The 26,033-nt window shown below is 72.9% G+C and carries 25 protein-coding genes; 8 read left to right on the top strand and 17 right to left on the bottom strand.

All coding sequences use genetic code 11. The features are described 5' to 3' along the window. Window positions 1-28 precede the first annotated feature (28 nt). Window positions 29-1,219: a TDT family transporter gene (locus OG875_RS26150; protein ID WP_330176679.1), complete on the top strand. Its 1,191-nt coding sequence runs from the start codon at window positions 29-31 to the stop codon at window positions 1,217-1,219. Here OG875_RS26150 and OG875_RS26145 read toward each other — a convergent pair. Together OG875_RS26145 and OG875_RS26140 are read right to left on the bottom strand one after the other, a co-directional pair. Next, the gene (locus OG875_RS26145; protein ID WP_330176678.1) at window positions 1,158-1,940 is read right to left on the bottom strand and encodes a helical backbone metal receptor; all 783 of its coding nucleotides are present in this window, start codon (window positions 1,938-1,940) and stop codon (window positions 1,158-1,160) included. The genes OG875_RS26150 and OG875_RS26145 overlap by 62 nt on opposite strands. A gap of 11 nt (window positions 1,941-1,951) precedes the next feature. Beyond that, window positions 1,952-2,500, bottom strand: a complete 549-nt coding sequence (locus tag OG875_RS26140) for a helix-turn-helix domain-containing protein (protein ID WP_330176677.1) — start codon at window positions 2,498-2,500, stop codon at window positions 1,952-1,954. A 324-nt stretch (window positions 2,501-2,824) separates the two neighbouring features. Between OG875_RS26140 and OG875_RS26135 the strand changes: the two genes are divergently transcribed. The 4 genes from OG875_RS26135 to OG875_RS26120 all read left to right on the top strand — a co-directional run bounded on the left by OG875_RS26135 (window position 2,825) and on the right by OG875_RS26120 (window position 6,454). Continuing rightward, entirely contained in the window at window positions 2,825-3,730 is a 906-nt protein-coding gene (locus OG875_RS26135) for a 5'-3' exonuclease (protein ID WP_330177912.1), read from the top strand. 151 nt (window positions 3,731-3,881) lie between these two features. Continuing rightward, a complete protein-coding gene (locus OG875_RS26130; RefSeq protein WP_330176676.1) occupies window positions 3,882-4,727 on the top strand; it encodes a siderophore-interacting protein in 846 nt (281 codons plus the stop codon). A gap of 393 nt (window positions 4,728-5,120) precedes the next feature. Further along, window positions 5,121-5,705: a sigma-70 family RNA polymerase sigma factor gene (locus OG875_RS26125; protein WP_330176675.1), complete on the top strand. Its 585-nt coding sequence runs from the start codon at window positions 5,121-5,123 to the stop codon at window positions 5,703-5,705. Beyond that, window positions 5,702-6,454, top strand: a complete 753-nt coding sequence (locus tag OG875_RS26120; protein WP_330176674.1) for an anti-sigma factor — start codon at window positions 5,702-5,704, stop codon at window positions 6,452-6,454. Before OG875_RS26125 ends, OG875_RS26120 begins: the two co-directional genes overlap by 4 nt. An 89-nt stretch (window positions 6,455-6,543) precedes the next feature. On the opposite strand, the gene OG875_RS26115 is transcribed toward OG875_RS26120, so the two are convergent. The 5 genes from OG875_RS26115 to OG875_RS26095 are packed head-to-tail and all read right to left on the bottom strand — an operon-like array spanning window position 6,544 to window position 12,380. Then, the gene (locus OG875_RS26115; protein ID WP_330176673.1) at window positions 6,544-7,350 is read right to left on the bottom strand and encodes a DUF1295 domain-containing protein; all 807 of its coding nucleotides are present in this window, start codon (window positions 7,348-7,350) and stop codon (window positions 6,544-6,546) included. Further along, complete coding sequence (locus tag OG875_RS26110; protein ID WP_330176672.1) at window positions 7,347-8,831, bottom strand: cyclopropane-fatty-acyl-phospholipid synthase family protein; 1,485 nt, start codon at window positions 8,829-8,831, stop codon at window positions 7,347-7,349. The genes OG875_RS26115 and OG875_RS26110 overlap by 4 nt, the downstream gene beginning before the upstream one ends. Further along, the gene (locus OG875_RS26105; RefSeq protein WP_330176671.1) at window positions 8,828-10,150 is read right to left on the bottom strand and encodes a cyclopropane-fatty-acyl-phospholipid synthase family protein; all 1,323 of its coding nucleotides are present in this window, start codon (window positions 10,148-10,150) and stop codon (window positions 8,828-8,830) included. Before OG875_RS26105 ends, OG875_RS26110 begins: the two co-directional genes overlap by 4 nt. Continuing rightward, window positions 10,147-11,094 (bottom strand): DUF1365 domain-containing protein, encoded by a 948-nt coding sequence (locus OG875_RS26100; RefSeq protein WP_330176670.1) that lies wholly within the window; start codon window positions 11,092-11,094, stop codon window positions 10,147-10,149. The genes OG875_RS26105 and OG875_RS26100 overlap by 4 nt, the downstream gene beginning before the upstream one ends. Next, entirely contained in the window at window positions 11,088-12,380 is a 1,293-nt protein-coding gene (locus OG875_RS26095; protein ID WP_330176669.1) for an NAD(P)/FAD-dependent oxidoreductase, read from the bottom strand. The genes OG875_RS26100 and OG875_RS26095 overlap by 7 nt, the downstream gene beginning before the upstream one ends. A 154-nt stretch (window positions 12,381-12,534) precedes the next feature. Between OG875_RS26095 and OG875_RS26090 the strand changes: the two genes are divergently transcribed. From OG875_RS26090 to OG875_RS26080, 3 genes are all read left to right on the top strand, one after another. Next, a complete protein-coding gene (locus tag OG875_RS26090; RefSeq protein WP_443079201.1) occupies window positions 12,535-14,214 on the top strand; it encodes a molybdopterin-dependent oxidoreductase in 1,680 nt (559 codons plus the stop codon). Between the two features lie 70 nt (window positions 14,215-14,284). Continuing rightward, entirely contained in the window at window positions 14,285-14,935 is a 651-nt protein-coding gene (locus OG875_RS26085) for a fasciclin domain-containing protein (RefSeq protein ID WP_330176668.1), read from the top strand. Between the two features lie 58 nt (window positions 14,936-14,993). Beyond that, window positions 14,994-15,950: an ADP-ribosylglycohydrolase family protein gene (locus OG875_RS26080; RefSeq protein WP_330176667.1), complete on the top strand. Its 957-nt coding sequence runs from the start codon at window positions 14,994-14,996 to the stop codon at window positions 15,948-15,950. Between the two features lie 588 nt (window positions 15,951-16,538). On the opposite strand, the gene OG875_RS26075 is transcribed toward OG875_RS26080, so the two are convergent. The 10 genes from OG875_RS26075 to OG875_RS26030 form a co-directional block, all read right to left on the bottom strand. Then, window positions 16,539-19,367, bottom strand: a complete 2,829-nt coding sequence (locus tag OG875_RS26075; RefSeq protein ID WP_330177910.1) for a DEAD/DEAH box helicase — start codon at window positions 19,365-19,367, stop codon at window positions 16,539-16,541. Window positions 19,368-19,436: 69 nt separating this feature from the next. After that, window positions 19,437-20,333: a diacylglycerol kinase gene (locus tag OG875_RS26070; protein ID WP_330176666.1), complete on the bottom strand. Its 897-nt coding sequence runs from the start codon at window positions 20,331-20,333 to the stop codon at window positions 19,437-19,439. A gap of 22 nt (window positions 20,334-20,355) precedes the next feature. Beyond that, window positions 20,356-21,249: a twin-arginine translocase subunit TatC gene (gene tatC, locus OG875_RS26065; protein ID WP_330177909.1), complete on the bottom strand. Its 894-nt coding sequence runs from the start codon at window positions 21,247-21,249 to the stop codon at window positions 20,356-20,358. A gap of 113 nt (window positions 21,250-21,362) precedes the next feature. Next, window positions 21,363-21,656: a Sec-independent protein translocase subunit TatA gene (gene tatA, locus OG875_RS26060; protein WP_330176665.1), complete on the bottom strand. Its 294-nt coding sequence runs from the start codon at window positions 21,654-21,656 to the stop codon at window positions 21,363-21,365. Window positions 21,657-21,860: 204 nt separating this feature from the next. Continuing rightward, the gene (locus OG875_RS26055) at window positions 21,861-22,058 is read right to left on the bottom strand and encodes a hypothetical protein (protein ID WP_330176664.1); all 198 of its coding nucleotides are present in this window, start codon (window positions 22,056-22,058) and stop codon (window positions 21,861-21,863) included. Between the two features lie 44 nt (window positions 22,059-22,102). Continuing rightward, window positions 22,103-22,357, bottom strand: coding sequence for a hypothetical protein (locus tag OG875_RS26050; RefSeq protein WP_330176663.1), 255 nt, complete (start codon window positions 22,355-22,357; stop codon window positions 22,103-22,105). Continuing rightward, complete coding sequence (locus tag OG875_RS26045) at window positions 22,354-23,388, bottom strand: helix-turn-helix transcriptional regulator (protein WP_330176662.1); 1,035 nt, start codon at window positions 23,386-23,388, stop codon at window positions 22,354-22,356. The genes OG875_RS26050 and OG875_RS26045 overlap by 4 nt, the downstream gene beginning before the upstream one ends. Window positions 23,389-23,406: 18 nt before the next feature. Then, window positions 23,407-24,363 carry a helix-turn-helix transcriptional regulator gene (locus OG875_RS26040; RefSeq protein ID WP_330176661.1) on the bottom strand — a complete coding sequence of 319 codons (957 nt, stop codon included), beginning with the start codon at window positions 24,361-24,363 and terminating at the stop codon, window positions 23,407-23,409. A gap of 203 nt (window positions 24,364-24,566) precedes the next feature. Further along, window positions 24,567-24,941: an FKBP-type peptidyl-prolyl cis-trans isomerase gene (locus tag OG875_RS26035; RefSeq protein WP_330176660.1), complete on the bottom strand. Its 375-nt coding sequence runs from the start codon at window positions 24,939-24,941 to the stop codon at window positions 24,567-24,569. Between the two features lie 43 nt (window positions 24,942-24,984). Then, on the bottom strand, window positions 24,985-25,920 hold the full coding sequence (locus OG875_RS26030) for an FKBP-type peptidyl-prolyl cis-trans isomerase (RefSeq protein ID WP_330176659.1): 936 nt from the start codon (window positions 25,918-25,920) through the stop codon (window positions 24,985-24,987). Window positions 25,921-26,033: the final 113 nt, after the last annotated feature.

Here is a 26,033-nt window from a genome sequence, read left to right as displayed (position 1 = left end):
GAGGATGCCGAGCCAGGAGAGTACGACCATGCCCACCCCCGCCCCCACCGTGTCGGCGCCACCACCCCCGGCGCCCGCCGCACCACCCGCCGTGCCCCACCCCCGGCGCTTCCCCGCCCTGCGCCATGTCGGACCCAACTGGTACGCGAGCGTCATGGGCACCGCGATCGTCGCGATATCGGGCTCCGCGCTCCCCTGGTCCACGCCGCCCGCCCCCGTGGCCCGCTCCTTCTTCGTCGCGGTGTGGATCCTGTCGGCACTGATGCTGGCGGCCGTGTCGGCGGCCCGCGCCGGGCACTGGATCCACCACCGCGACCAGGCCCGCGCCCACCTTCTCGACCCCGCCGTGGCGCCCTTCTACGGATGCCTGGCCATGGCGCTGCTCTCGGTCGGCGGCGCCACCCTCGCCGTGGGCGGGCCGGTGATCGGCGGGGGCGCGGCCGTGGCCGTGGCCGCCGCGCTGTTCACCGCCGGCACCCTCGCCGGTCTGGTGACGGCCGTGGGCGTCCCGTGCCTGATGGTGGTACGCCGCCGGGTACGGCCCGCCGACGCCTCCCCGGTCTGGCTGCTGGCGGTCGTGCCGCCCCTCGTGTCGGCGGCGCTGGGCCCCGCGCTGATCCCGCATCTGCCCGCCGGACAGGGGCGGCAGGCGCTGCTGACGGTCTGCTGCGCCCTGTTCGCCCTCGGCCTGTCGGCGACACTCACCCTGCTTCCGCTGATCTTCCGCAGGCTGGTGCGGTACGGGCCGCTGCCGCTCGCCCTGACCCCGGCGCTGCTCCTCGTCCTCGGCCCGCTCGGGCAGTCCACGACGGCGGCCGGCCATCTCGCCCACGCGGCCTCCGGCGCGCTCGGCACGGTGTCCCCGCCCGTCTCCGCCCCGGCGGGGTTCGCGGTGCTGTACGGCCTCCCGGTCCTCGGCTTCGCCCTGCTGTGGCTGGCCCTCGCCGCCGCGGCGACCGTGCGCGCCCTGCGGCGCGGGATGCCGTTCTCGCTCACCTGGTGGGCGTTCACGTTCCCCGTCGGTACCTGCGTGACCGGCGCCGCCGGGCTGGCCCGTGCCACCGGCTGGGCCGCCCTGGACGGGCTGGCGGTGGGCCTCTTCGTGCTCCTGACCGCCGCCTGGGCGGTCGTCTGGGCCCGTACCGCGCACGGCCTGGTCAGCGGAGCGCTGCCCGCAGCACCGCCGGCGCCCCGGCCAGCGACGGCCCGTACCAGGTGAGGAACCGCCCGTCGACCAGCGCCGCCGGCAGCCCGGGGAACGCCTCGGGCCCGTCGTCGGCGGTGAAGCGGTACGGCTCGTCGGGCAGCACCACCAGATCGGCCCCGCAGGCCCGCAGTTCCTCCAGCGGGACCCGCGGATAGCGCTCGGCCCGGTCGGCGTAGACGTTGCGCACCCCGAGCCGGGCCAGCAGGTCCCCGGCGAAGGTGTCCCGGCCGAGCACCATCCAGGGCCTGCGCCAGATCGGTACGACCGCCCGGCGCCCCTCTCCGTACGGAGGCGGCACCGCCGCCCACGCGTCGCGGGCCTCCTCCAGCCAGCGCGGCACCGCGAGCCCGCACCCGGTCACCAGCATCCGTTCCAGTTCGGCGAACGCCTGGTCGAGGTCGCGCACCTCGGTCACCAGGACCTCGATGCCCGCGGCGCGCAGCGCGGCCAGGTCAGGCGCGCGGTTCTCCTCCTCGTTGGCGACCACGAGATCGGGGCGCAGCGCGACGATCGCGGCGACGTCGGGGTTCTTGGTGCCGCCGACGCGCGCGACGCCGAGGCCGGCGGGGTGGGTGCACCAGTCGGTCGCGCCGACCAGCAGGCCCGGCGCGCTGACCGCGACGGCCTCGGTGAGCGAGGGGACGAGCGACACCACACGGGGGCCGCGCGGACCCGCCGCAGACAGCGGCCCCGGCGGCACGCTCGCCCTCGGCACGCTGTTCCCGGTGGTCATGGCGGAGGCGCTCAGCGGCGGGTGTCGTACGTCGCGTCGATCTGCTCGGCGACGGCGACGACCAGGATGCGGGTGCCGGGCTCGGTGGCCCGCCAGCGGTGCCGGACTCCCCCGGAGAGGTACAGGGTGTCGCCCCGCTCCAGGCGGTAGGCGCAGCCCTCGGCCTCGACCTCCACCGACCCGTCGGCGATGTACATGACCTCGTCGTTGCGGTGCTGGTACTCGCGCCCGGTGTCCAGTTCGCCGGTGTACTCCTTGGCGTGCAGCTGGTGTCCGCCGCGGGCCACCCGGCGCACCCCGGGAGCGCCGTCCCCGGCCCGTACGACGTCGACGGTGCGTGCCGAGTCGGCCGCGGCGTGCAGCGCGGCCGTGCTGGTCTCCAGTGCGCCGGCCACCCGCTCCAGCGAGCGGGCGCTGGGCCGGGCGCGTTCGTTCTCGATCTGGCTGAGGAACGGTACGGACAGTCCGCTGCGGTCGGCGACGGCCGCCAGCGTCAGCCCCAGGGACCTGCGCCGCCTTCGGACGGCGGCGCCCACCCTGAGCGCTTCCTTGTCGTCCATGTCTGGGCTCCCTCCGGCCGGGCCGTCATCCTCTCAGAGTTGACGGCCTCGCAAGGGCGGTCCGCCCCACCCGCCGCCGATCCGCCTCCGGTACGAACAGGCGGGCGGACACGGCGGGGACGCTCCGGTTACTGCCACGTAGCGCCACCCTCCAACGTACGCCGCCGGGCACCGACCGCGCGCGGTCACGGACCGGAGGGGCGAGGGGACGAGCATCGGGGAACGGGGAGACGGGGGGGGACGGGGGCGGGTGCGCGGCCGGTGCGCACGTCGGCGGCCGTTGTCAGTGCCGTGGGGCATCATCGGGGTGTGACGCGACGCCTGATGCTCCTCGACACCGCCTCCCTCTACTTCCGCGCCTATTTCGGCGTCCCCGACTCGGTGCGGGCCCCCGACGGTACGCCCGTGAACGCGGTGCGGGGGCTGCTCGACTTCATCGCCCGGCTCGTCCAGGACCACCGGCCGGACGATCTCGTGGCCTGCTGGGACGCGGACTGGCGGCCCCAGTGGCGGGTGGATCTGATCCCGTCGTACAAGGCGCACCGGGTGGCGGTCGAGACGCCGGAGGGGCCGGACGAGGAGGAGACGCCCGACACGCTCGCGCCGCAGGTGCCGGTCATCGAGGCGGTGCTGGACGCGCTGGGCATCGCCCGCGTGGGCGTCGCGGGGTACGAGGCGGACGATGTGATCGGCACCCTCACGGCCCGCGCGTCCGGGCCGGTGGACATCATCACGGGCGACCGGGATCTGTATCAGCTGGTGGACGACGCGCGCGGGGTGCGGGTGCTGTATCCGCTGAAGGGTGTCGGCTCGCTCCAGGTGACGGACGAGGCGTGGCTGCGCGGGAAGTACGGGGTGGACGGGCCCGGTTATGTGGATCTGGCGCTGCTGCGCGGCGACCCGAGCGACGGGCTCCCCGGGGTGCCGGGGATCGGTGAGAAGACGGCCGCGAAGCTGATCGACGCGTACGGCGACCTGGCGGGGATCATGGCGGCCGTCGACGACCCCCGTTCCGCGCTGACGCCCTCGCAGCGCAAGCGGCTTGACGAGTCGCGGGCCTATCTGGCGGTCGCGCCGACGGTGGTGCGGGTCGCCGGGGACGTCCCGCTGCCCGCCTTCGATCCGGCGCTGCCCGCCGAGCCGCTCGATCCGGAGACCCTGGAGGCGCTGGCCTCCCGCTGGGGGCTCAACAACGCGCTGCACCGGCTGCTCGTCACGCTCGGGAAGTAGCGGCTCGGGGCGTCACGGCGGAGGCTGGAGGGACGGGAGTGTCCACCGGGAGCCGGACCGGAGGTAACCCCGGCGGCGGAGTGTTAGGTTAGGTAAACCTAAGCAACTCCCGCGCGTCGAGGGGCGCCCATACCAGTCAGGGGAGACCGCCGTGGCAGCACAGCAGACACGTACGTCACCGAAGGTCCGCGAGGCACGCGTGGTGAGCACCCGGCGGATCACACCGCACATGGTGCGCCTGGTCCTCGGCGGCGACGGAGCCGCCGGGCTGGACGCGGACGAGTTCACCGACCACTACGTGAAGCTGCTGTTCGCCCCGGAGGGGGTGAGCTATGCGGAGCCGTTCGACCTGGACCGGATCCGCGCGGAGCTGCCGCGTGAGCAGTGGCCCACCTCCCGTACGTACACGGTGCGCGAGTGGAACCGGGCCGCCGGCGAGATGACGATCGACTTCGTCGTGCACGGCTCCGAGGGCCTGGCCGGCCCCTGGGCGGCTGCCGTCCAGCCCGGTGAGACGGTGCGGTTCCTGGGGCCCGGCGGGTCGTACACCCCGGACCCGGCGGCCGACTGGCATCTGCTCGTGGGGGACGAGAGCGCGCTGCCCGCGATAGCCGCTTCCGTGGAGCGGGCCCCGGAGGGCGCCCGGATGGTGGTCCTCCTGGAGGTCGAGGGCCCGGACGAGGAGCTGAAGATCGCCGCTCCGCCCGGCGCCGACATCGTCTGGCTGCACCGCGGGGAGCGCCCGTTCGGCGCGGCGCTGGTCACGGCCGTGCGGGCGCTGGAGTTCCCACCCGGTGACGTGCACGCCTTCGTGCACGGCGAGGCCGGGTTCGTGAAGGAGCTGCGCCGCCATCTGCGGCAGGACCGCGCGATCCCGCGCGAGCGGCTGTCCATCTCGGGCTACTGGCGGCTGGGCCAGAACGACGAGGCGTGGCGCGCGGTCAAGCGCGAGTGGAACGAGCAGGTGGAGCGCGAGCAGGAGAGTCCGGCGGCCTGAGCCCCGGGCCGTACACGCCCTCGACCGCCGGACGGGATCAGCCCACCCCGTCCGGCGGTCGCGTGCTGTGCGGGGTCGGGGGCGGATCCCGTCCGCCGCCGGGTGCGGTACGCGGGCCGTCGAACGGCCGGGCGTCCTGTACGGGCCGTACGGCCGCCGCGTGCGGCGGTGCCCGTCCCGCCCCACCGGGTGCGGTGCGCGGAGTACGTTGGCGGGGCACGGCATCCCTCGCACGGGCGACCGGGGACGGGTGACCGGCGCACGGGCGTCCGCCGCACGGGCGACCGGCGAACAACCGGACCAATCCGATGCGGGACCGGCTCCGAACACACACGTGAAACCGTCCGCCGCGTCCGGACGGCCCGCCCGTCCGCACCGTGGAGGAACAGCCGCGTGAAACAAGCCGTGCATATCGGCGGCCCCGCTTCTGCCGGGCCCGACCTTCAGGAATTGCTGGGCCAGGTGGCCAGGGGCGACCAGGAGGCGTTCGCCCGGGTGTACGACCTGGTCTCGGGCCCCGTACTCGGGCTCGTCCGCTCCGTCCTGCGCGATCCCGCCCAGTCGGAGGAGGTGACCCAGGAGGTCCTGCTGGAGGTCTGGCGCAGCGCGCCCCGCTACCAGGCGTCCCGCGGCAGCGGCATGACCTGGGTGCTGACCCTGGCGCACCGGCGCGCGGTGGACCGGGTCCGTTCGGCCCAGGCGTCCAGCGACCGCGAGCACCGGGCGGCGCTGCTGGACCGGACACCGGCCTTCGACGAGGTCACCGAACAGGTGGAATCCCGGCTGGAGCGTGAACAGGTACGGCGCTGTCTCCGTACTCTCACCGAGCTCCAGCGCCAGTCGGTCACCCTGGCGTACTACCAGGGGCTCGCCTACCGCGAGGTGGCCGAACTGCTGTCCGTGCCGCTCGGCACGGTCAAGACCCGACTGCGCGACGGACTGATCCGGCTGCGCGACTGCCTGGGGGTGAGCGCATGAGCAGCACAGCCGAACTGCACACGTTGACCGGCGCCTACGCGTTGCACGCCCTGGCTCCCGACGAACGCGCCGAGTTCGAACGGCACTTGGGGGTGTGTCAGGCCTGTGCGCAGGAAGTGCGTGAACTGGCCGCCACCACCACCCGGTTGGGACTGGCCGTGGCGGTGACCCCGCCGCCGGAGCTGAAGGAGCGGGTGCTGCGGCGGATCGCCGCCGAACGCCAGGAGCCGCCGAGGGTCTCCCGGGAGTCCCGTGGCGGTGGCGGTGCGAAGGGCCGCGCGCTGTCGCGCTTCGCGCTCGCCGCCTGTCTGGCCGCCGCGGCCGGTTTCGGCGGGATCGCGGTGTGGCAGCACCAGGAGGCCCAGGACGCCCGTGCGCGGGCGAGCGCCTCGCAGCAGCGGTCCGAGGAGCTGGCCGCCGTACTCGCGGCGCCCGACGCCAGGATCAGGACGGGCGGGCTGACCGACGGGGCGACCGGCACGGTGGTCGTGTCGAAGGCCCGGGACAAGGCGGCGTTCATCGCGACGGGTCTGCCGAAGCCGCCCGGCGGCAAGGTGTACCAGCTCTGGTTCAACGACGACGGCACGATGCGGGACGCGGGTCTGCTGGATCCGTCCGTGACGTCGGACTCGGTGCTGATGGCCGGCGCCGTCGGCGAGGCGTCGGGCATGGGCATCACCGTGGAACCGGCGGGCGGCTCCCCGCAGCCGACGTCCGACCCGCTGGCGCTGATGAACTTCCCGACCTGACCGAGCCGTTGACCGTTGACCGGTGCCCCGGTGGTCCGCACCCCCCGTACGGGTGCGGACCACCGGGGCACCGTCAGGCAGCGGGCGTCTCAGGACGTCCCGCGCGGCGGGCGGGGAAAGAAACCACTCGTACGGGCGGCGTACGCGGCGAAGCCCGGCCGCCGCGCCATGTGCCGCTCCAGCAGCCGCTTCCCGCTGCCGAAGATCAGCAGACCGCTCATCACCAGCGGGCCGACCACCGTCGCCGCGGCAACCGCCGGGTCGTCGCAGACGATCAGGAACAGCCCCCACCAGACGCAGAAGTCACCGAAGTAGTTGGGGTGCCGGGTCCAGCTCCACAACCCCCGGTCCATGATCCGGCCCTTGTTCGCCGGATCGGCCTTGAACCGGGCGAGCTGGGCGTCCCCGACCGCCTCGAAGAGCAGACCGGCCAGCCACAGGGCGCAGCCGGCGTACGCGACGGGGCCGAGGCCGCCGGGAAGGTACTGCGCGGCCTGGACGGGCAGCGACACCACCACGACCAGCAGCCCTTGCAGCAGGTACACCATGCGCAGGGCGTAGAGGTTCCGGTTGCCCGGCGCCCTGGCGAGCATCGTCTCGTACCGCGCGTCCTCGCCGTGTCCGCGCCCGCGCCGCGCGATGTGCGCCGCCAGCCGCAGCCCCCAGATCCCGGTCAGTACGGTGACCAGCAGCCGCCGCGTGCCGTCGCCCTCGCCCGCCGAGGCCAGGAGGCCGGTGACGGCCACCGCCGTGAAGGCGATCCCCCAGGCGATGTCGACGATCCGGTGCAGGCCCTTGGCGACGGCCAGCGCGAAGGTCACCAGCATGACGGCCGCGGCGGCGAGCGCCGCGAGTCCGACGCCCTGCCCGAACGCGCCCCAGGGATACCCGTTCACCGTGTTCCACCCTCCCCGTACGCGAGCGCCCCGTACCACTCCCCCGGCCGGGGCGGCAGATCGCCGGGCCCGCGCTCCGGGGGGCGTACGGCCAGGATCTGGTCCACGCCCATCCGGCGTTCCTCGAACGCGAGGGCGCTGCCGACCAGATACAGCCGCCAGACCCGCGTGGTCTCCTCGCCCACGAGCGCGACGAACGCGGGCAGGCGCTCCTCCAGTGTGCGGTGCCAGGCCCGGATCGTCCGCGTGTAGTGCTCCCGCATCGCCTCCACGTGCCGCACTTCCAGACCGGCTCCCTCCAGCAGCGAGACGGTGTCGCCGAGGGGCCGCATGTGCATGTCGGGCGCGATGTACGACTCGATGAACGCGCCGCCGCCGGGCGCCACCGCGCCCCGTGACATCTGCTGCACCAGCACCCGTCCGCCGGGCCGCAGCATCCGGTGGAGCGTGGCGGTGAAGCCGGGGTACTCGGCGTCGCCGACGTGTTCGCCCATCTCGACGGTCGACACCGCGTCGTAGGAGCCGGGCGCGATGTCCCGGTAGTCCGTGTGCCGCACCTCGACCAGGTGCTGAAGGCCGCGTGCCGTGACCTGTTCGCCCACGTACCGGGCCTGTTCGGCGGCGAGCGTCACGGCGGTGACCCGTGCGCCGTGCGTCTCGGCGGCGTACAGGGTGAGGGAGCCCCAGCCGCAGCCGATGTCCAGGAGCGTGGAGCCCGGTCCGAGCCCGAGCTTGCGGCAGATCAGCTCCAGCTTGTCGCGCTGGGCGTCGGCGGGACCGTATCCGGGCCCGTCCGCGCGCTCGTCCCCGCCCGTTCCGTCGTCAGTGTCCCGGCCCCCGGCGGTGTCGCCGCCCGTGGCTGTGCCGTCGGCGGCCTCGTCCTTCGTCCAGTAACCGCAGGAGTACGCCATGGTCTCGTCGAGCAGCAGGGCGTAGAAGTCGTTGGACAGGTCGTAGTGATGGCTGATGGCGGCCCGGTCGCGCGCCTTGCTGTGCCGTGCGCCGGCCAGTGTGGCCTGCGAGGACGGAGCGGGCGGGCGCGGTCCGAGCGCGCCGAGGCGCCGCAGGGTGCGCACGGCGCGGGCCCGGTCGGCGAGGGTGAGCCGCGCCGGGTGCGGGCCCCGGGCGCGGAGCGCGCCCCAGATGGTGCGCAGTCCCTCCGCGAGGTCGCCGTCGATGTCGAGGTCACCGGTGATGTACGCCTGGGCCAGGCCGAGTTCGCCGGGCGACCAGAGCAGCCGGCGCAGGGCGCGGGGCGAGCGCAGGACGACGGCCGGGGCGCCCTCGGGGCCGGCGGTGCTGCCGTCCCAGGCGCGCAGCCGCAGCGGCAGCCGGGTGCCGAGGACGCGCTCGACCAGCGGCAGGAGCAGGTGCGCGGCCCCGGTGCGCGGGGCGCCCGCGGCGTGCGGCGGGGTGGGGCCGGAGCGCGGCCCGGGGGTGGTGGCGGGCCGATCGCCCGTGGTCGGCCGGAATCCCGTCATCGGGTCGTTCCCTCCCTGGCCAGCACCAGCTGCTGGACGTCGAGATAGCCGGAGCGGAACCCGGCCTCGGAGTAGGCGAGATAGAAGGTCCACATGCGCCGGAACGTCACGTCGAATCCCAGCGCGTCGACGCGCGCGGCCTGTTCGGCGAACCGTTCGCGCCACAGCCGCAGCGTCTCCGCGTAGTGCGGACCGAACGCGTCCCGTTCCACGACCCTCAACGACGTGTGGGAGGTGGTCAGTTGCTCCATCACCTCGACCGAGGGGATCAGTCCGCCGGGGAAGATGTACTTGCCGATCCAGGTGTGGGTGGTGCGGGAGGCCAGCAGCCGGTCGTGCGGCATGGTGATCGCCTGGAGCGCGATCCGGCCGCCGGGTGCCAGCAGCCGGTCGAGGGTCGTGAAGTACTCGGGCCAGAACTCCTCGCCCACGGCCTCGATCATCTCGACACTGACGACGGCGTCGAAGGTGCCCTGCACCCGCCGGTAGTCGCGGAGTTGGACGGTCACCCGGTCCTCCAGACCGGCTGCCGCGATCCGCTTCTCGGCCAGGGCCAGCTGTTCGGCGGAGAGGGTCACGGTGACGACCCGGGCCCCGCGTTCGGCCGCCCGTATGGCCAACTCGCCCCATCCGGTGCCGATTTCGAGGACCCGGGTGCCGGGTCCCACCCGTGCCTCGTCGAGCAGCCGGTCGATCTTGCGGTGCTGCGCGGCGGGCAGCAGCGACGCGTCGGCGGGGAACCCCCGGAAGAGGGCGGAGGAGTACGAGAGGGTCTCGTCGAGGAAGAGAGCGAACAGGTCGTTGGACAGGTCGTAGTGGTGGCTGATGTTGTCCCGTGAGCCCTCGGGGGTGTTGCGCTGGGCGTCGGGCCGCTTCAACGCCCAGACACGGCGCAGCCGTTGGAGCGGTGCCGGGACGAGGACGGCGGCGTTCGAGGCAAGGACCGTCAGAACACCGACGAGGTCGTCGGCCTCCCACTCGCCCGCCATGTACGACTCGCCGAAGCCGATCAGTCCGGTGGCGCCGATCCGCCGGAAGAACGCGCGCGGGTCGTGGACGACCATCAGCGGTCCGCCGAGGCCCAGCGTCTCCTTCTCGTCCCCCAGTCTCACCCGCAGGGCGAGACGGCCCAGCGCGTGGCGGACGACGCGTTCGGCGACGGCCGTGCGCGGCCACGAGGTCCGCGGCGCCCGCGCCACGTCCGGCCAGCGCCGCGCGTCGACGCGGGCCGTGCCGGGCGGCACGGGGGGCGCCGGTACGGCCGGGGAGACGGGCGACGGCGGGGTCGGGGACGACGACGGGGAGACGTACAAGCTCATTTCACACCCTCCTGGGGGCGGTGACGGGGACGGGGGCGCACGGGAAGTCCGCGCAGGTAGAGGCGGATGCCGTGGTAGCGGATGCCGGCGGACACGACGGCGGTGGACAGGGGGTGGCGCAGGGCGGCGCGCAGCAGCGCCGAGGGGGTGGCGGCGCGCCGGTGGCCGCGCACGGTGGCGGTGAACGGCCGCCCGCCGTCCCGTTCCAGATGGACCGTCAGCTTCAGCCGCTCGCCGGGTTCGGGGAGCCGCATCCGGTAGCCGCCGTCGACGGGGAAGAACGGCGAGACGTACAGCTCCTTGTCCACCCAGAAGGTGTTCTCGTCGGCCCCAACACGCCCGCCCGCCCGCGCGCCCGCCCGCTTGCCGGGCCGGCCACCGAGCGCGTCGCCCGGCCGCTCACCGGAGCGCTCACCGGACTCCTCGCCGGGCCGCCCGCCCTGCCGGTCGCCGGGGCGCAGCAGATAGCAGTGCCGCTCGCCGTAGGTGTTGTGCACCTCGGCCACGACGCAGAGCGGTTCGCCGGCGGGCGTGTGGCACCAGTAGAGGGTCAGCGGGTTGAAGACATGGCCGAGGACCCGGGCGTGCGCGAGCATCACCACCCGCCCGCCGGCCAACTCCACGCCCCGTGAGGCGAGATACGTCTCCAGTCCGGCCCGGATCGTCGGTGACGTACCGCCGAAGTGGTCCCGGGCGTCGAAGCGGGCCAGCGGGCGCAGTACGCGGGGCAGCCGGGGCGGGCGGTCCGGGTCGATCAGCCACAGATAGGTGCGCAGCCGCAGGTCGTACCGGGTGGGCGCGGTACGGGTGTGTGTGACGGTGCACGGGTAGAGCGCGGGAACAGTGTCCGGAACAACGGTCGTCGGGGCGCCGCTCCCCGGACTGCCGGGCACCGGACCGCCGTTCTCGGGGATGCCGCTCTCCGGGATGCCGGCGCTCACCATGTCACCCCGAGCGCGGCGGCGGCGTCGACGCCCGAACGGCAGCCGTCCTCGTGGAATCCCCAGCCGTGGTACGCCCCCGCGTACGCCGTGACGGGTCCGCTCAGCGCGGGCAGCCGGCGCTGGGCGGCGACCGACTCCGGTGTGTAGACGGGGTGTTCGTACGACATCCGGGCGAGCACCCGGTCCTCGTCGATGCGGTCGGCGCCGTTCAGCGTCACCACGAAGGTCTCGGCGGCGTCCAGGCCCTGAAGCCGGTTCATGTCGTAACTGACCTGTACCCGGCCGGAGTCGGCCGTGCAGGAGGGCAGGGTCAGATTCCAGGAGGCGCGGGCGCCCCGGGCACGGGGCAACGGGCTCGTGTCGGTGTGCAGCAGGGTCGCGTTGCGCGAGTAGCGGAAGGCACCGAGCACCTTTCGCTCGTCGGGGGTCGGATCGGCGAGCAGCCGCAGGGCCTGGTCGGGATGGACGGCGACGACGACCGAGTCGTGGTGCCGGGTGGTGCCGTCGGCGGTGGTGATCTCGACGCCGGACCGGGCCCGCCGCAGCGAGTGGACGGGCGCCCCGGTGCGGACGGAGTCGAGCTGCTTGGCGACGCGGTCGACGTACTCGCGTGAACCGCCGGTGACCGTGCGCCACACCGGGGACCCGGTCACCGACAGCAGACCGTGGTGGTCCAGGAAGCGGAAGAGGTAACGGGCCGGGTAGCGCAGGGCCGTTCCGGCGTCGCAGGACCAGACGGCCGAGACGAGCGGCGTCAGGAAGTGGGCGGTGAAGTACGGCGAGAAGCCGCCCTCCGCGACGAACTGCCCCAGCGTCGTGGCCTCGTCGCCGCCGTCCCCGGCGGCGCTCTCGTCCGCGAGGAGCCGCCGGGCCCGGCGGTGGAAGGCGGGCACCTCGGTGAGCATCCGCAGATACCGCCCGCGCAGCAGCTGCCCGGGGCGCGGGAACAGTCCCGGCAGCCCCCGGGCCCCGGCGTATTCGAGCCCGCAGCCGTCGCACCGTACGGACATGCTCATCTCCGACTCCCGCGTCTCCACGCCCAGTTCGCGGAACAGCCGCAGCAGCAGCGGATAGGTGCGTTCGTTGTGGACGATGAACCCGGAGTCGACCCGGTGCGCCCGGCCGTCGGCCGAGACGAGGTCGTGCGTGTGGGCGTGGCCGCCGAGCCGGTCGTCGGCCTCGTACAGCGACACCTCGTGCGAGCGGCTCAGGACGTACGCGGCGGTCAGCCCCGCCACTCCCCCACCCACGACCGCCGTTCGCCGGCGTCGGCCTTCCCCGCTCATACAGCTCCCTCCGGTCGGGCTGCGGGCACAGCCCTCGGGAAGGATTCGAGCCAGGTCGGCCGGTGGATTGGTCAAAGTGGCGATCTTTCTTCCGCCAGTCCTACTTTTCATTCCTTCGGGTGATGGACCAATCCGCCTTGCATCACTGCGCCGAATGGCCGGTGTGAGCGAAGATGAGAAGGATCCGACGAGCGGGGCCGGCCGGGGGCCGCGTGGCGTACGAGTGCTGCGTGCCGGCCTGGGCGCGCTCGGCGGGCTCCTCGCCGGGCTCACGGCGCTCTGCGTCGCCGAGCTGGTCTCGGCAAGCGTCCGGCCCGAGGCGAGTCCGGTCACGGCGGTGGGCGGTGCGGTCATCGATCTCACGCCCGCCCCGGTGAAGGACTTCGCCGTCCGTACCTTCGGCGAGGACGACAAGCTGGTGCTGCAACTGGGCATCCTGGTCCTGCTGTCGCTGTTCGCCATGGCGGTCGGAGTGGCCTCGCTGCGCTACCGGAAATCGGGCTCGGCGGCCGTTCTGGTCTTCGGCGCGATCGGCGCGCTGGCCGCGGTGCAGCGGCCCGACGGCCGCCCGGTGGACGCCCTGCCGTCGGTCGTGGGCGGTCTGGCCGCCTGCGGAGTGCTCTACCTGCTGGCCGGTCGGCTCGCCGACCGGCCTGCCCCGCGGGGGAGTTCGGTACCGGACACGGCCGTCACCGGGCCGGACGCACCCTCGGCGGAGTCCGGCGGCGGCGCGTCCCCCGTCGCCTTCGACCGGCGCGGCTTCGTCATCGCCGCGACGGCCGCCGCCGCGGTGTCGGCGGGGGCGGGCCTGCTCGGCCGGCAGCTCAACGCGTCGGGCGCGGCCGAGGCCGCGGCCACCCGCCGGTCGGTCGTCCTGCCCGCCCCGTCCTCACCGGCCCGCCCGGTACGGCCGGGAGCCGCGCTCGACGTCCGGGGCCTCAGCTCCTTCACCACGCCCAACAAGGACTTCTACCGGGTGGACACCGCCCTGGTGGTGCCCCGGGTGGACGCCGACCGCTGGCGTCTGCGCATCCACGGCAAGGGCGTCGCCCGGCCGCTCACGGTCAGCTTCCGGGATCTGCTGCGCCGGGAGCTGATCGAGCGGGACATCACCCTGACCTGTGTCTCCAACGAGGTCGGCGGCCCGTACGTGGGCAACGCCCGCTGGATCGGTGTCCCCCTGGCCGCTCTGCTGGCCGAGGCGGGCGTCGTACCGCCCTCGAAGGGCGGGCCCGCGAACCAGCTGGTGTCCCGCTCCGTGGACGGCATGACCATCGGCACCCCGGTGGAGGCGGTCATGGACGGCCGGGACGCGATGCTGGCGGTCGGGATGAACGGGCAGCCCCTGCCGTTCGACCACGGATTCCCGGTCCGGATGGTCGTCCCGGGCCTGTACGGCTACGTGTCGGCGTGCAAGTGGCTCCAGGACCTCGAACTGACCACGTTCGCCGACTACGACGCCTACTGGGTCAAGCGCGGCTGGTCCCGGCAGGCGCCCATCAAGACCCAGTCGCGGATCGACACGCCGCGCCCGTTCGCGTCCCCGAAGGCGGGCACCGTGCAGGTCGCCGGGGTCGCGTGGGCGCAGCACCGGGGCATCGAACGGGTCGAGGTGCGTGTCGACGGCGGGTCGTGGAACCGGGCGAAGCTGGCCGCCGAGGACAGCGAGGACACCTGGCGGCAGTGGCTGTGGGAGTGGCCCGCCACGTCCGGCAGCCACACCTTGGAGGTCCGCGCCACGGACCGGGACGGCTCCACCCAGACGGACAAGCGCGTGGGGACGGTCCCCGACGGCGCGACCGGCTGGCACTCGGTGGTGGTCGCCGTCGACTGAGCCCCCACCACCCCACCGATCACCCCATGTGACACCTGAATCAACAGCACTGTTTTCCAAGGAGATTGACATGAAGATCACCCGTATCCAGCGTGCCGCCGTCACCGTCGTCGCCGCCCTCGCCCTTCCGCTGACCCTGACCGCCTGCTCGGGTGAGGAGAAGGACAGCGCGGCGGAGTCCTCGTCCGCCGCCGAGGACACGTCGGCGCCGGACGACACCGCGGACGACGCGGCGGGCGACACCATGGACGCGCCGTTCGGCCCGGCCTGTGCCTCCGTCCCGAAGACCGGCCCCGGCAGCTTCGAGGGCATGGGCCAGGCCCCGGTCGCGACGGCCGCGTCCAACAACCCGGAGCTGTCCACCCTGGTCACGGCGGTGAAGAAGGCCGGCCTGGTGGACACCCTCAACACGGCGCAGAACATCACCGTGTTCGCCCCCACCAACGACGCCTTCGCCAAGCTCCCCAAGGCCGACCTGGACGCCGTGCTCGCCGACAAGGCCATGCTGACCAAGATCCTCACCTACCACGTCGTGGGCGAGAAGCTGGCCAAGAAGCAGCTGGAGAGCGGCACGTACGACACCCTCCAGAAGAGCACGCTGACGACGGCCGGCTCCGGCGACTCGTACAAGGTCAACGACTCGGCGGCCGTGGTCTGCGGCGACGTCCCGACGTCCAACGCCACGGTGCACATCATCGACACGGTCCTGATGCCGAAGTAGTCCCGCTCGCGGGAAACACCGACGCACGGAGGCCGTCCGGCCCGCCTAGGCTGGCCGGATGACCTCCGCGGATCGTCCGTACGCCCCGGATCCGGCACGTACGGACCGGGTACTCGGAGCGGTCGTCGGCTCGGCCGCCGGCGACGCGCTCGGGGCGCCTTTCGAGTTCGGTCCGGCCGGCGCCTTCGGCGCCCGATTCCCCGGCGGGGCGGGCGAGATGGGCGGCGGTGGCGGCTGGGACCCGGGCGAGGCCACGGACGACACCCAGATGGCGGTCCTCGTCGGCGAGTCGCTGCTGGAACGCGGCGGCCTCGACCTTCCCGACCTCTTCGACCGGTTCCGCCGCTGGGCCGCGGCCGGCCCCCACGACATCGGGCTCCAGACCGAACAGGTCCTGCTGAGCGGCGAGCCGTGGGACCGCGCCGCCTCGGTCCACTTCCGGCGCTCCGGACGGGCCGCGGGAAACGGCTCGCTGATGCGGGCCGCCACCCCCGCCGTGCACTTCGCCGCCTCGGGACGGGCCGCCACCATGTCGGCGGCCCGCCGGATCGCGGCACTCACCCACGGCGACCCGGCGGCGTGGGAGGGCACGGCGGTGCTGCACGAGCTGATCCGGGTGGCGCTGGACGGCGGCGATCCGGTGGCCGCCGTACCCGGCGCGCTCGACGGCGTACGGGAGGACCGGCGTGCGCGCTGGGCCACGGTGCTCGACCCGGGCTGGCACCCGGACGACGCCACGGAGTTCAACGGCGCGGTGTGGCCGTGTCTGGGCTCGGCGCTCTGGGCGCTGCGCACCACACGGTCCTTCGAGGCGTCCCTGACGGCGGCGATCGATCTGGGTGGCGACACGGACACGGTCGCGGCGGTCACCGGCGCTCTCGCGGGCGCCGTGTACGGCTTCACCGCGATCCCCCGCCGCTGGACGGACGTCCTCCACGTGACGCTCCCCGGGCACGGCGACCGCGTGCTGCGCACCCCGGAACTGGTGCGTCTGGCAGAGCGGTTGACCATCTGACACCCGCCGGACCGGGCCGGTCCGGCGGGCTTTCACCCACCCGGAGCGCCCCGTACCCCCGGGGAGTACGGGGTGCTTCGCGTTGCCCGGGTCCCACGCGTACGCGAGTACGTCCGGCACGAGCACGAGGGCCCGCCTCGCGGCGAGACCCGGCCACCGGTCCGCGAGGACCCGCCGGACACCGGCGGAGGCCCCGGCCAACGCTCCCCACCGGCCGAGCCCACCGCGCTGGACCCCCGGGACGCAGCACCCTCCCCCGTGCCTACCGGGTCCCGCGCGTACGCCCGGCAGGAGCACTACGCACCGCGCCCCCGTGGCATCGGCCGCCCGGCGGCGAGACCCGGCCACCGGTCCGCGAGGACCCGCCGGACACCGGCGGAGGCCCCGGCCAACGCTCCCCACCGGCCGAGCCCACCGCGCTGGACCCCCGGGACGCAGCACCCTCCCCCGTGCCTACCGGGTCCCGCGCGTACGCCCGGCAGGAGCACTACGCACCGCGCCCCCGTGGCATCGGCCGCCCGGCGGCGAGACCCGGGCACCGGTCCGCGGGGACCCCGGCCACCGCTCCCGCCGGTTCACCCCGCCGGTTCACCCCACCGAGCTGTACGCCACCACTCCCCGCAGCACCGCGTCGACCGCCTTGCGCGCGTTCTTCCCGATCGTGCTGTTCTCGCGGGGCGCCGCCGCGGCGATCTGCCCGAGGACGTCGATCACCTGCTTGCACCACCGGACGAAGTCACCGGCCGGCATCTCGGCGTCGCGCAGCACCTCGTCCAGACCCTTGCCCGACGCCCACAGGTGCACGGCCCACGCGAAGCCCAGGTCCGGCTCCCGCTGGCCGACCCCCTCGGCCTGGTTGATCTTGAAGTCCTCCTCCAGGGCGTCGAGCCGGCCCCAGATACGGACCATCTCGCCGAGCGCCGCCTTGGCCGCGCCACCGGGCACCCGGGGCGATACGGCGTCGTCCGACTGACGGGCCTCGAAGACCAACGCCGAGGCGCACGCGGCCAGTTCGGCCGGGGAGAGCCCCTCCCACACCCCTTCGCGCAGACATTCGCTGGCGAGCAGGTCCAACTCGCCGTAGAGCCGGGCCAGACGCCTGCCGTTGGCGGTGACCTCGTCGCCGCGCAGATAGTCCATCTCCGTGAGGAGGGCGACGATCCGGTCGAAGGTACGGGCGATCGTGTTCGTCCGGCCCTCGATCCGCCGCTCCAGCTGCCGGGTGTCCCGTTGCAGCCGGTGATAGCGCTCGGCCCACCGCGCGTGGTCCTCACGCTCGTCGCAGCCGTGGCAGGGGTGCGCCCGCAGTTCGGTGCGCAGCCGGGCGATCTCCCGGTCGTCGGCGGCCGGGGCACGCCCCTTGCGGTGCCGCTCCGGCGCGAGATGACCGGCCTTGGTGCGCAGCGCCGAGGCCAGATCCCGGCGGGACTGGGGCGAACGCTGGTTGAAGCTCTTGGGAATCCGCATCCGGTCCAGCGCCTCGACCGGGACCGGGAAGTCCATCGCCGCGAGCCGCTTGACCTGCCGCTCGGCGGTCAGGACCAGCGGCCGGGGACCGTCGTGATACTCCACGCCCCGGTGCCCGTTGGCGCGCCCGGCCGGCAGACCGGGGTCGAGCACCAGCGCGAGCCCCGCGAACTTGCCGGTCGGGACATGGATGACATCGCCGGGCTTGAGCTTCTCCAGCGACGTCGCGGCGGCGGCCCGGCGCTGTGTGGCGCCCTGCTTGGCCAGCTCCGTCTCCCGGTCCTTGAGTTCGCGGCGCAGCCGCGCGTACTCCCCGAAGTCACCGAGATGGCAGGTCATGCCCTCCCGGTAGCCCTCCATCCCGTCCTCGTTCTTCTGCACCTGCCGGGAGATCCCCACCACCGACTTGTCCGCCTGGAACTGCGCGAACGACGTCTCCAGCAGCTCCCGCGACCGGTGCCGCCCGAACTGGTGCACAAGATTGACGGCCATGTTGTACGAGGGGCGGAAGCTGGAGCGCAGCGGATACGTACGGGTGCCCGCGAGTCCCGCGAGCGCCCCCGGGTCCATGCCGCGCTGCCACAGGACCACCGCGTGGCCCTCGACGTCGATGCCGCGCCGGCCCGCCCGGCCGGTCAGCTGGGTGTACTCGCCGGGCGTGATGTCGGCGTGCTGCTCGCCGTTCCACTTGACGAGCTTCTCCAGGACGACGGACCTGGCGGGCATGTTGATGCCGAGCGCCAGCGTCTCGGTCGCGAAGACGGCCTTGACCAGCCCGCGCACGAACAGCTCCTCGACGACCTCCTTGAACGTCGGGAGCATCCCGGCGTGGTGGGCGGCGATACCGCGCTCCAGGCCCTCCAGCCATTCGTAGTACCCGAGGACGTGCAGGTCCTCGGTGGGGATGGACGCGGTGCGCGCCTCCACGATCCGGCGGACCTCGGCGCGCGCGCCGTCGTCGTTCAGCCGCAGTCCCGCGAACAGGCACTGCTGTACGGCCGCCTCGCAGCCGGCCCGGCTGAAGATGAAGGTGATGGCGGGCAGCAGGCCCTCGGCGTCCAGCCGCTCGATGACCTCGGGCCGTCCCGGCGTCCAGATCCTGCCGCGCTGCCGGCGCTCGCGCTCCCGGTCCGCCTCGCGGACCATCTTGCCGCGCCGGCGCTCACGCGGGTTGTACGTGCGCTGGTTCTCCATCCGGGCCAGCCGGACGAGGTCGGGGTTGACCTCGCGGCGCGCCCCGCCCCGGCCGCCGTGGTCGGTGCTCTCCTCGAAGAGGTCGTACATGCGGCGGCCCGCGAAGACGTGCTGCCACAGCGGCACGGGCCGGTGCTCGGAGACGATGACCTCGGTGCTGCCGCGCACCGTGTCCAGCCAGTCGCCGAACTCCTCGGCGTTGGAGACGGTCGCCGACAGGGAGACCAGGGTCACGGACTCCGGCAGGTGGATGATCACCTCTTCCCAGACGGCGCCCCGGAACCGGTCGGAGAGGTAGTGGACCTCGTCCATCACCACATAGCCGAGCCCGGACAGCGACTGGGAGCCCGCGTACAGCATGTTGCGCAGGACCTCGGTGGTCATGACGACCACCGGGGCGTCGGAATTGACGCTGTTGTCGCCGGTGAGCAGTCCGACCCGGTCCGCGCCGTAGCGTTTCGCCAGGTCGGCGTACTTCTGGTTGGACAGGGCCTTGATGGGGGTGGTGTAGAAGCATTTACGGCCCTCGGCGAGGGCCAGGTGCACGGCGAACTCACCGACGATCGTCTTGCCGGAGCCGGTGGGCGCCGCGACCAGGACGCCCTTGCCGGACTCCAGCGCCCGGCACGCCTCGATCTGGAACGGGTCGAGCCCGAAGTCGTACATCTCGCGGAACGGGGCGAGTGCGGTGGCCTGCTCGGCTGCGCGGGTACGGGCGGCGGCGTACCGCTCGGCCGGTGTGAGGTCCTCTGTCATCTTGCTCACGAGCCTACCCGGCACCTCTGACAGTCGTCGCGATCTTTACGGGCGCGGTACCGGGGCCGGTCAGGGGCCCGGTATCAGCACCCGTACGGCCCCGGTGACGCACTCGGCGGTCAGCGGCAGCGGGCCGAGCGGCTCCCCGTCGGCGTAGCCGGTGAGGCCCGGGGCGGCGAGGGTGATCGTCCGGGTGCGGTGGACGGTGACCCGGGGATGGTCCAGGTGGGTGCCCCGGTAGACACGCGGGAAGACCGTCAGCAGGGTGGCGCGCCCGCAGTCGCCGACGACGGTCACGTCGAAGAGCCGGTCGTCCATGGCGGCGCCCGCGCAGATCCGCATGCCGCCTCCGTAGGAGGTGCCGTTCCCGACGGCGACGAGGGTCGCCTCGATCTCGCGCTCGACGCCGTCGTCCAGGGTGACGCGGTAGGGCACCGGCCGGAACGCGGCCAGTTCGGCCAGCATCGCCAGGTCGTACTTGAAGCGCCCGTTCGGCCAACGCATGCGATTGCCGCGGTCGTTGACGCGTGAGTCGAAGCCGGAGGCGAGGACCGTACCGAACCAGCGGCCCGCGACCCGCCCCAGGTCCAGTTCCCGGGCCCGGCCGTGTGCGAGCGCGTCGGCCGCGATCCGCCCGGCCGCCGCCGGGTCCCGCACCGGCAGCCCGAGCGCCCGCGCGTAGTCGTTGCCGGTGCCGACGGCCACCACACCGAGCGGGGTGTCCGTACCGGCGACCGCCTGGAGCGCGAGGGAGACCAGCCCGTCCCCGCCGACGGCGATCAGCGCGTCCGTACCGGCCGCGACGGCCTCACGGGCCCGCCGCAGCGCGTCGGCGGCGTCGGTGCCGACCACCGTACGGACGGAGTACCCGGCGTCCCTGAGCGCGCGGGCGGCGGGCTGCGCGGCACGCGCGCCCCGGCCTCGCCCGGCGACGGGATTGACGAGCAGGCTGATCTCGCTGGTCACGGTCCGGCCGGTCCGATCCCGCTCAGGTGATGTCGTCGTAGCCGTTCACACGGCTCGACCGGCTGCTGTCCGCCTGCTCCGGCAGGACGGCGGTGGCGGACACCGGCTCGACCGCGCCGACATGCTCCGGCAGGTGGTTCAGGTCGGACGCCTCGTCGTCGTCCAGTTCGGTGTCGGGATCTCCCCGCCGCCTGCGCCGGTCGTTCACGAGGGAGAAGCCGACCGCGCCGAAGTAGAGGATCACGATCGGTCCGGCAAGCGCGAGCATGCCCACGGGGTCGGTGGTGGGAGTGATCACGGCGCCGAAGACGAAGACACCCATGACGACGCCCCGCCACCAGCCGGCCATCCGGCGGCCGGTGACGATGCCGGTCATGTTCAGCATGACCAGCACCAGCGGCAGCTCGAAGGCGAGCCCGAAGACCAGCACCATGCGGGTGGTGAAGTCGAGGACCTCGTCGAGCGAGAGGATGTTGGAGGAGCCCTCCGGCGTCAGGCTGATGAGCACCTTCACGCTGATGGGCAGGATGATGTACGCGAGGTAGGCGCCGGCGGTGAACAGCGGCACGGCGCTCGCCACGAACGCGTACGTGTACCTCTTCTCGTTCTTGTGCAGGCCCGGCGCGATGAACGCCCACAGCTGGTAGAGCCAGACCGGGCTCGCCACGATGACGCCGGCCGTGAGGCTGACCCGGATCGTCGTGGTGAAGGGCGAGGTGAGGGTGTTGAACGAGACGACCGCGCAGTTGCCGCCGTCGCTCTCCTGGAGCCCGTTCTCACACTTGGGCACCGACTCGGAGAGGAACGACATGATCTGCTCGCTGTAGAACACGGCCACGATCGTCACCACGACGATCGCGAGCAGCCCCTTCGACAGCCGGTTGCGCAGCTCACGAAGGTGCTCCACGAGCGGCATGCGCCCCTCGGGATCCTTCTCCTCGGTGCGGGCAGACTTGGGCAACCCACGTCCTCATCTCGTGCGGCAGGCCGTCACCGTGCCCGGTGCGTGCATCGGCCCAGGGGGTCGGATCAGCGCTTGGTCGAGTCGGTGGGCTCGGCGACGGGACGCGAGCTGGTGACATCGCCGGGCGCGGCCTGGATGGTCCGGGGCGCGGGCTGCTCCGGGTCGGCGGGGGTCGTGGTCGGCGGGTCGGTCGGAACCGTGCCGCTCTTGTCGTCGGACTTCATCGCCTTGGCCTCGCTCTTGAGGATGCGCGCCGACTTGCCGAGCGAACGGGCCATGTCGGGAAGCTTCTTCGCACCGAAGAGCAGGATGATGACGACAAGAATAAGAATGATCTCGGTGGGGCCGAGCCTACCCATAGCGTTACCTTCTTCACCGAGGCGACAGGAGTCTGGGACCACGGACGGCCAGAAGTCGACCGTCACGCTGGCAGCGATCGTAACCCGCAGGGGTAAACGCAGGGCAATGCCTGTGCGTACTCCCGCCGACGGCCCCCGCCTCCGGTACGGGACCGCTTCGTCACCCTACCGCCCGCACCGAGGATGCCGGGAGGGTGCACTCATCTACCGGACGGCGTCCCCGGTCCGCGCCAGACGCGTCGCGGCGATCTCCAGCTCCTCCGCCGCCCGGTCGATCCGCCGGGCCGTGGCGGCGACCTGGTCACCGAGCCGCCGCGCCTCGACGAACACCCGCGTCGCGAGAACACCGAGGACGACGATCCCGCAGAATCCGAGAGCGACGGCGAGCATGGCCCAGAACATGCGCGGAGCCCTTTCGTTGGAGGGTCGGAGGCCGGACAGAAGGGTCAGGGCGTCGAATGGAGCCGCAGCGTCCGCACCCCACCGCCGGTGAGCAGCTCGACGATGCGCTCCCCGGCGGGCCTGCGCACCGCCGCTTCGCACTCGGGACAGGTGAACGAGTAGAACGTCGTACGGCGGCTCGCGCCGATCGCCAGCCGCAGCGCGCCCGGCGACAGCTCGAAACGGGCCCGGCACTCGGGACAGGCCGCCTGGAACAGGACCGGCGCCCGGGACTCCGGCACCGGAAAAGCACTCCTCACGGACCTGTTCCCCCGACCCCCGGGTCCCGGTCCTGGTCCCGGCCCCGCTCGCGGTCCGGTGCCCCGACCGTGTCGGTCCCGACCGAGTCGTACGCCGCCAGCGCCTCACCGGCCGCCCGCCGCGCGCTCTCCGCCAGCTCCGGCGGCGAGGTGATACGGCCGTCGCCGCCCAGCCGCAGCGCGAGCCGCCGCAGGGACGCGGGCGCCGGGGTACGCAGGGTGATCCGCATCCCCCCGCCGGGCAGCTCCTCCGCGCTGTCGTGCGGGTAGTACTCGGCGACCCAGCGTCCGCCCGGCCCCACCTCGACCACCACCTCAGGGTCCTCCGCCGACGGCTGCACCAGCCCCTCCGACAGATCCCGCAGCTCCAGCTCCGGGGGCGCGGCCGGCGCGTCCAGGAGGCGGATCTCCGCCACCCGGTCCAGCCGGAACGTACGCCGCGCCTCCGACAGCCGGCACCACGCCTCCATGTACGTGTGCCCCACCGCGAACAGCCTGATCGGATCGACCTCACGCTCGGTCAGCTCGTCCCGCGCCGGTGAGTAGTAGCGCAGCCACAGCCGCCGCCGCTCCGAGATCGCCCGGTCGACCTCGGCGAACACCCCGCCCTCGGACTCGAAGATGACCGACAGCCGCGAGCTGGCACCGGCCGCCTCGCCCGCCGCCGCCTCCAGCTTCGCCGTGGCCCGCAGCAGCGCCTGCCGGTCGCTCTCCCGCAGTCCCGGCAGCGTGGCCACCGCGCGCGCCGCCACCAGCAGCGCCGTCGCCTCGTCCGCCGCCAGCCGCAGCGGCTCCGCGACGTCGTCCGGGTTGTGCCACCAGATCCGGTCGCCGTCGGTGTCGATGTCCAGCAGATCCCCGCCGCGGAAGCTCGTCCCGCACATGGGCAGCACGTCGAGATCGGAGATCAGCTCGTCCTCGGTGATCCCGAAGGCCCGCGCCACATCGCTGACATGGGCGCCCGGCCGCTCCCGCAGATACGTCACCAGCGACAGCATCCGCCGCGTCTGGTCGATGGCGTTGGCAGCCATGATGTGTACGAGTCCCCCTCAGCCCTTGGCCACGGCGCGCAGCCGCTCCACGACATCGGCCCGCAGGTCCGCGGGCTCCAGCACGACCACGTCGGGGCCGAACTCCACCAGCCAGGCGTCCAGCCCGTGACCGTACGGAATCTCCAACTCGTCCCAGCCGTCGCCCAGTTCCCGCGAGGAGACCGCCCGCGCCCGCAGCGGGTAACCGCTCTCGGTGCGCAGCCGGATCAGCGCCGAACGCGTCGCCGTCTCCCCCGCCCAGCTCTCCACCGTCTCCCGCACCGTGACGACGTCCGGCACCGGCACCGTGAACGCCCCGGTCCGCGCCCGCACCCGGCCACTGATCCGGGACAGCCGGAACACCCGCTCCGCCCCGCGCTCCCGGTCCCATCCGGCGAGATACCAGTGGCCCCGCCAGCACTCCAGCGTCCACGGCTCCACCTGGCGCTGCTCGGGCCTGGCCGCGTTCGCCTTCCGGTAGTCGAAGACCACCGGCCTGCGGTCCCGGCACGCCAGCATCAACGGCTCGAACGCCGCCTCGTGCACCGGAATACGGGGCTCCAGGGCGCTGTGGTGGGCCTCGTAGGCGTCCTCGGCCTCCGGCATCCCCGCCGCCCGCAGCTTCTGGAGCGCGCCGCTGGCCGCGCCCGCGAGCCGCGCCTGCTGCCACACCTTCGCGGCGAGCCCGAGCGCCGCGGCCTCCTCGGCGTCGAGGGTGATGGCCGGCAGCCGGTTGCTGTCCCGGCGGGCCAGATAGCCGATCTCACCGTCGAGGTTCTCCACCGTCTCGATGACCAGGCCGAGTTCGCGGAGATCGTCCTTGTCCCGCTCGAACATCCGGTTGAAGGAGTCGTCCGAGCCGGCTTCCAGATACGCCTCGATGGATTCGCGCAACTCGCGCTTGCTGAGCGGGCGCCGGGTGCCGAGCAGGCACAACGCGAGATTCATCAACCGCTCGGCCTTGGCAATGGCCATCGACGCCCCACACCTCATCAGATCGTGCCGCATCCGCGCGTCGACCGTACCGCCCGGCGCCCCCGCGACAAAGCCGAGGGCCCACGCCGGACGGCATGGGCCCTCGTACGTCCACGACCGGTCGGACAACGACACCGATCGGACACCGCCGGACAGCGCTCACACGGCGCGCACCGGGCGGTCAGGCAGCGACGGGACGGTGATCAGGCGGAGACGAGATCACAGACGAAGATCAGCGTCTCGCCCGGAGCGATCGCGCCACCGCCCGCGCCGCGCTCGCCGTACGCCAGGTGCGACGGGATCGTCAGCTGACGACGGCCGCCGACCTTCATGCCCTGCACACCCTGGTCCCAGCCGGAGATGACCTGCCCCTGACCGAGCTGGAAGCGCAGCGGCGTACCCCGGTTCCAGGAGGCGTCGAACTCCTCACCCGTGGAGAACGCCACACCCACGTAGTGGACGGAGACGGTGTCGCCCGCCTTCGCCACGGCGCCGTCGCCCTCCCAGATGTCCTTGATCTCCAGGTCGGCCGGCGGCTCGCCACCCGGGAAGTCGATCTCGGGCTTCTCGATGCTCACTGAACTGCTCCTCTAAATGATGAACGCGGCAACCGGGACAGTGTTACACCTTCGCCAGGATGTCCACGGCGAACACCAGAGTGGAGTTCTTCGGGATGCCCTGCTGCTCCTTGTCCCCGAACCCGTCGGCGGGCGGGATCACGACCAGCACACGGCTGCCGACCTTCTTGCCCACGACACCGTCCTTCAGCCCCTTGAGGGTCAGCTGCGGCAGCGGGAACGTGACGGTCTTCCCGTTCTTCCAGGTGCTGTCGAAGGTCTTCGCGCCCTTCCACACCAGCGCCTCGTAGTTCAGCACCACCGAGTCGGTCGCCTTGACGGCCTCGCCCTTGCTCTCCAGCACGTAGTTCGAGACGAGCTTCGTCGGCGGGTCCGACTTCGGGATCGTGACCGTGGGCGCCTTGCCGTCGTCGTTGACCCCGACCTTCGGCAGATCGATGTTGTCCTGCGCGACCTCGGTGCCCTTCGCGGTGGTCGGGACCTGAGTCGCCTTCAGGATGTCCACGACGAACACCAGCGTCGCGTTGGGCTTGATGTCGCCCTGGCCCTGCGCCCCGTAACCCAGCTCCGGCGGAATGCCGAGCATCACACGGCTGCCGACCTTCTGGCCCTCCAGACCCTTGTCCCAGCCCTGGATGACCATCCCGGCGCCGAGCGTCAGATCGAAAGGAGCCTTGCGATCGAAGCTGTTGTCGAAGGGCTTCGTCGAATCCCACGACTGACCCAGGTAATTGACCTGAATCGCGTCGCCCTTCTTGAGCGTCGCTCCGTCACCCTCACTGATGACATCGGTTTCCAGCTCCTTCGGCGGATCACCCTTCCCCTTCGTCAGCGTGGGCTTCTCACCGAACTTGGCACCCGCGGTGATCTCGGGAAGCCCGTTCTTGGACGAGGTGGAGTCGGAGCCTCCGTCGTCACCGCAGGCCGCTGTGGACAGCAGCAGGAGGGGGATGACGATGAGGCCGGCAAGTCGGCGCACGAATTCCTCAGATCTCAGGCGGACGGTTGTGGTCGCCCGCCACTCTAGGCCCTGCCCGGCGGACAGCACCGGAGCCATGACAAGGGCCCCGCACGAGAACGTACGGGGCCCAG

The sequence above is a fragment of the Streptomyces sp. NBC_01498 genome (assembly GCF_036327775.1).
Taxonomy (GTDB): domain Bacteria; phylum Actinomycetota; class Actinomycetes; order Streptomycetales; family Streptomycetaceae; genus Streptomyces.
The sequence above is the reverse complement of the archived record's forward strand: the minus strand, read 5'-3'. Positions and strand labels throughout refer to the sequence as shown.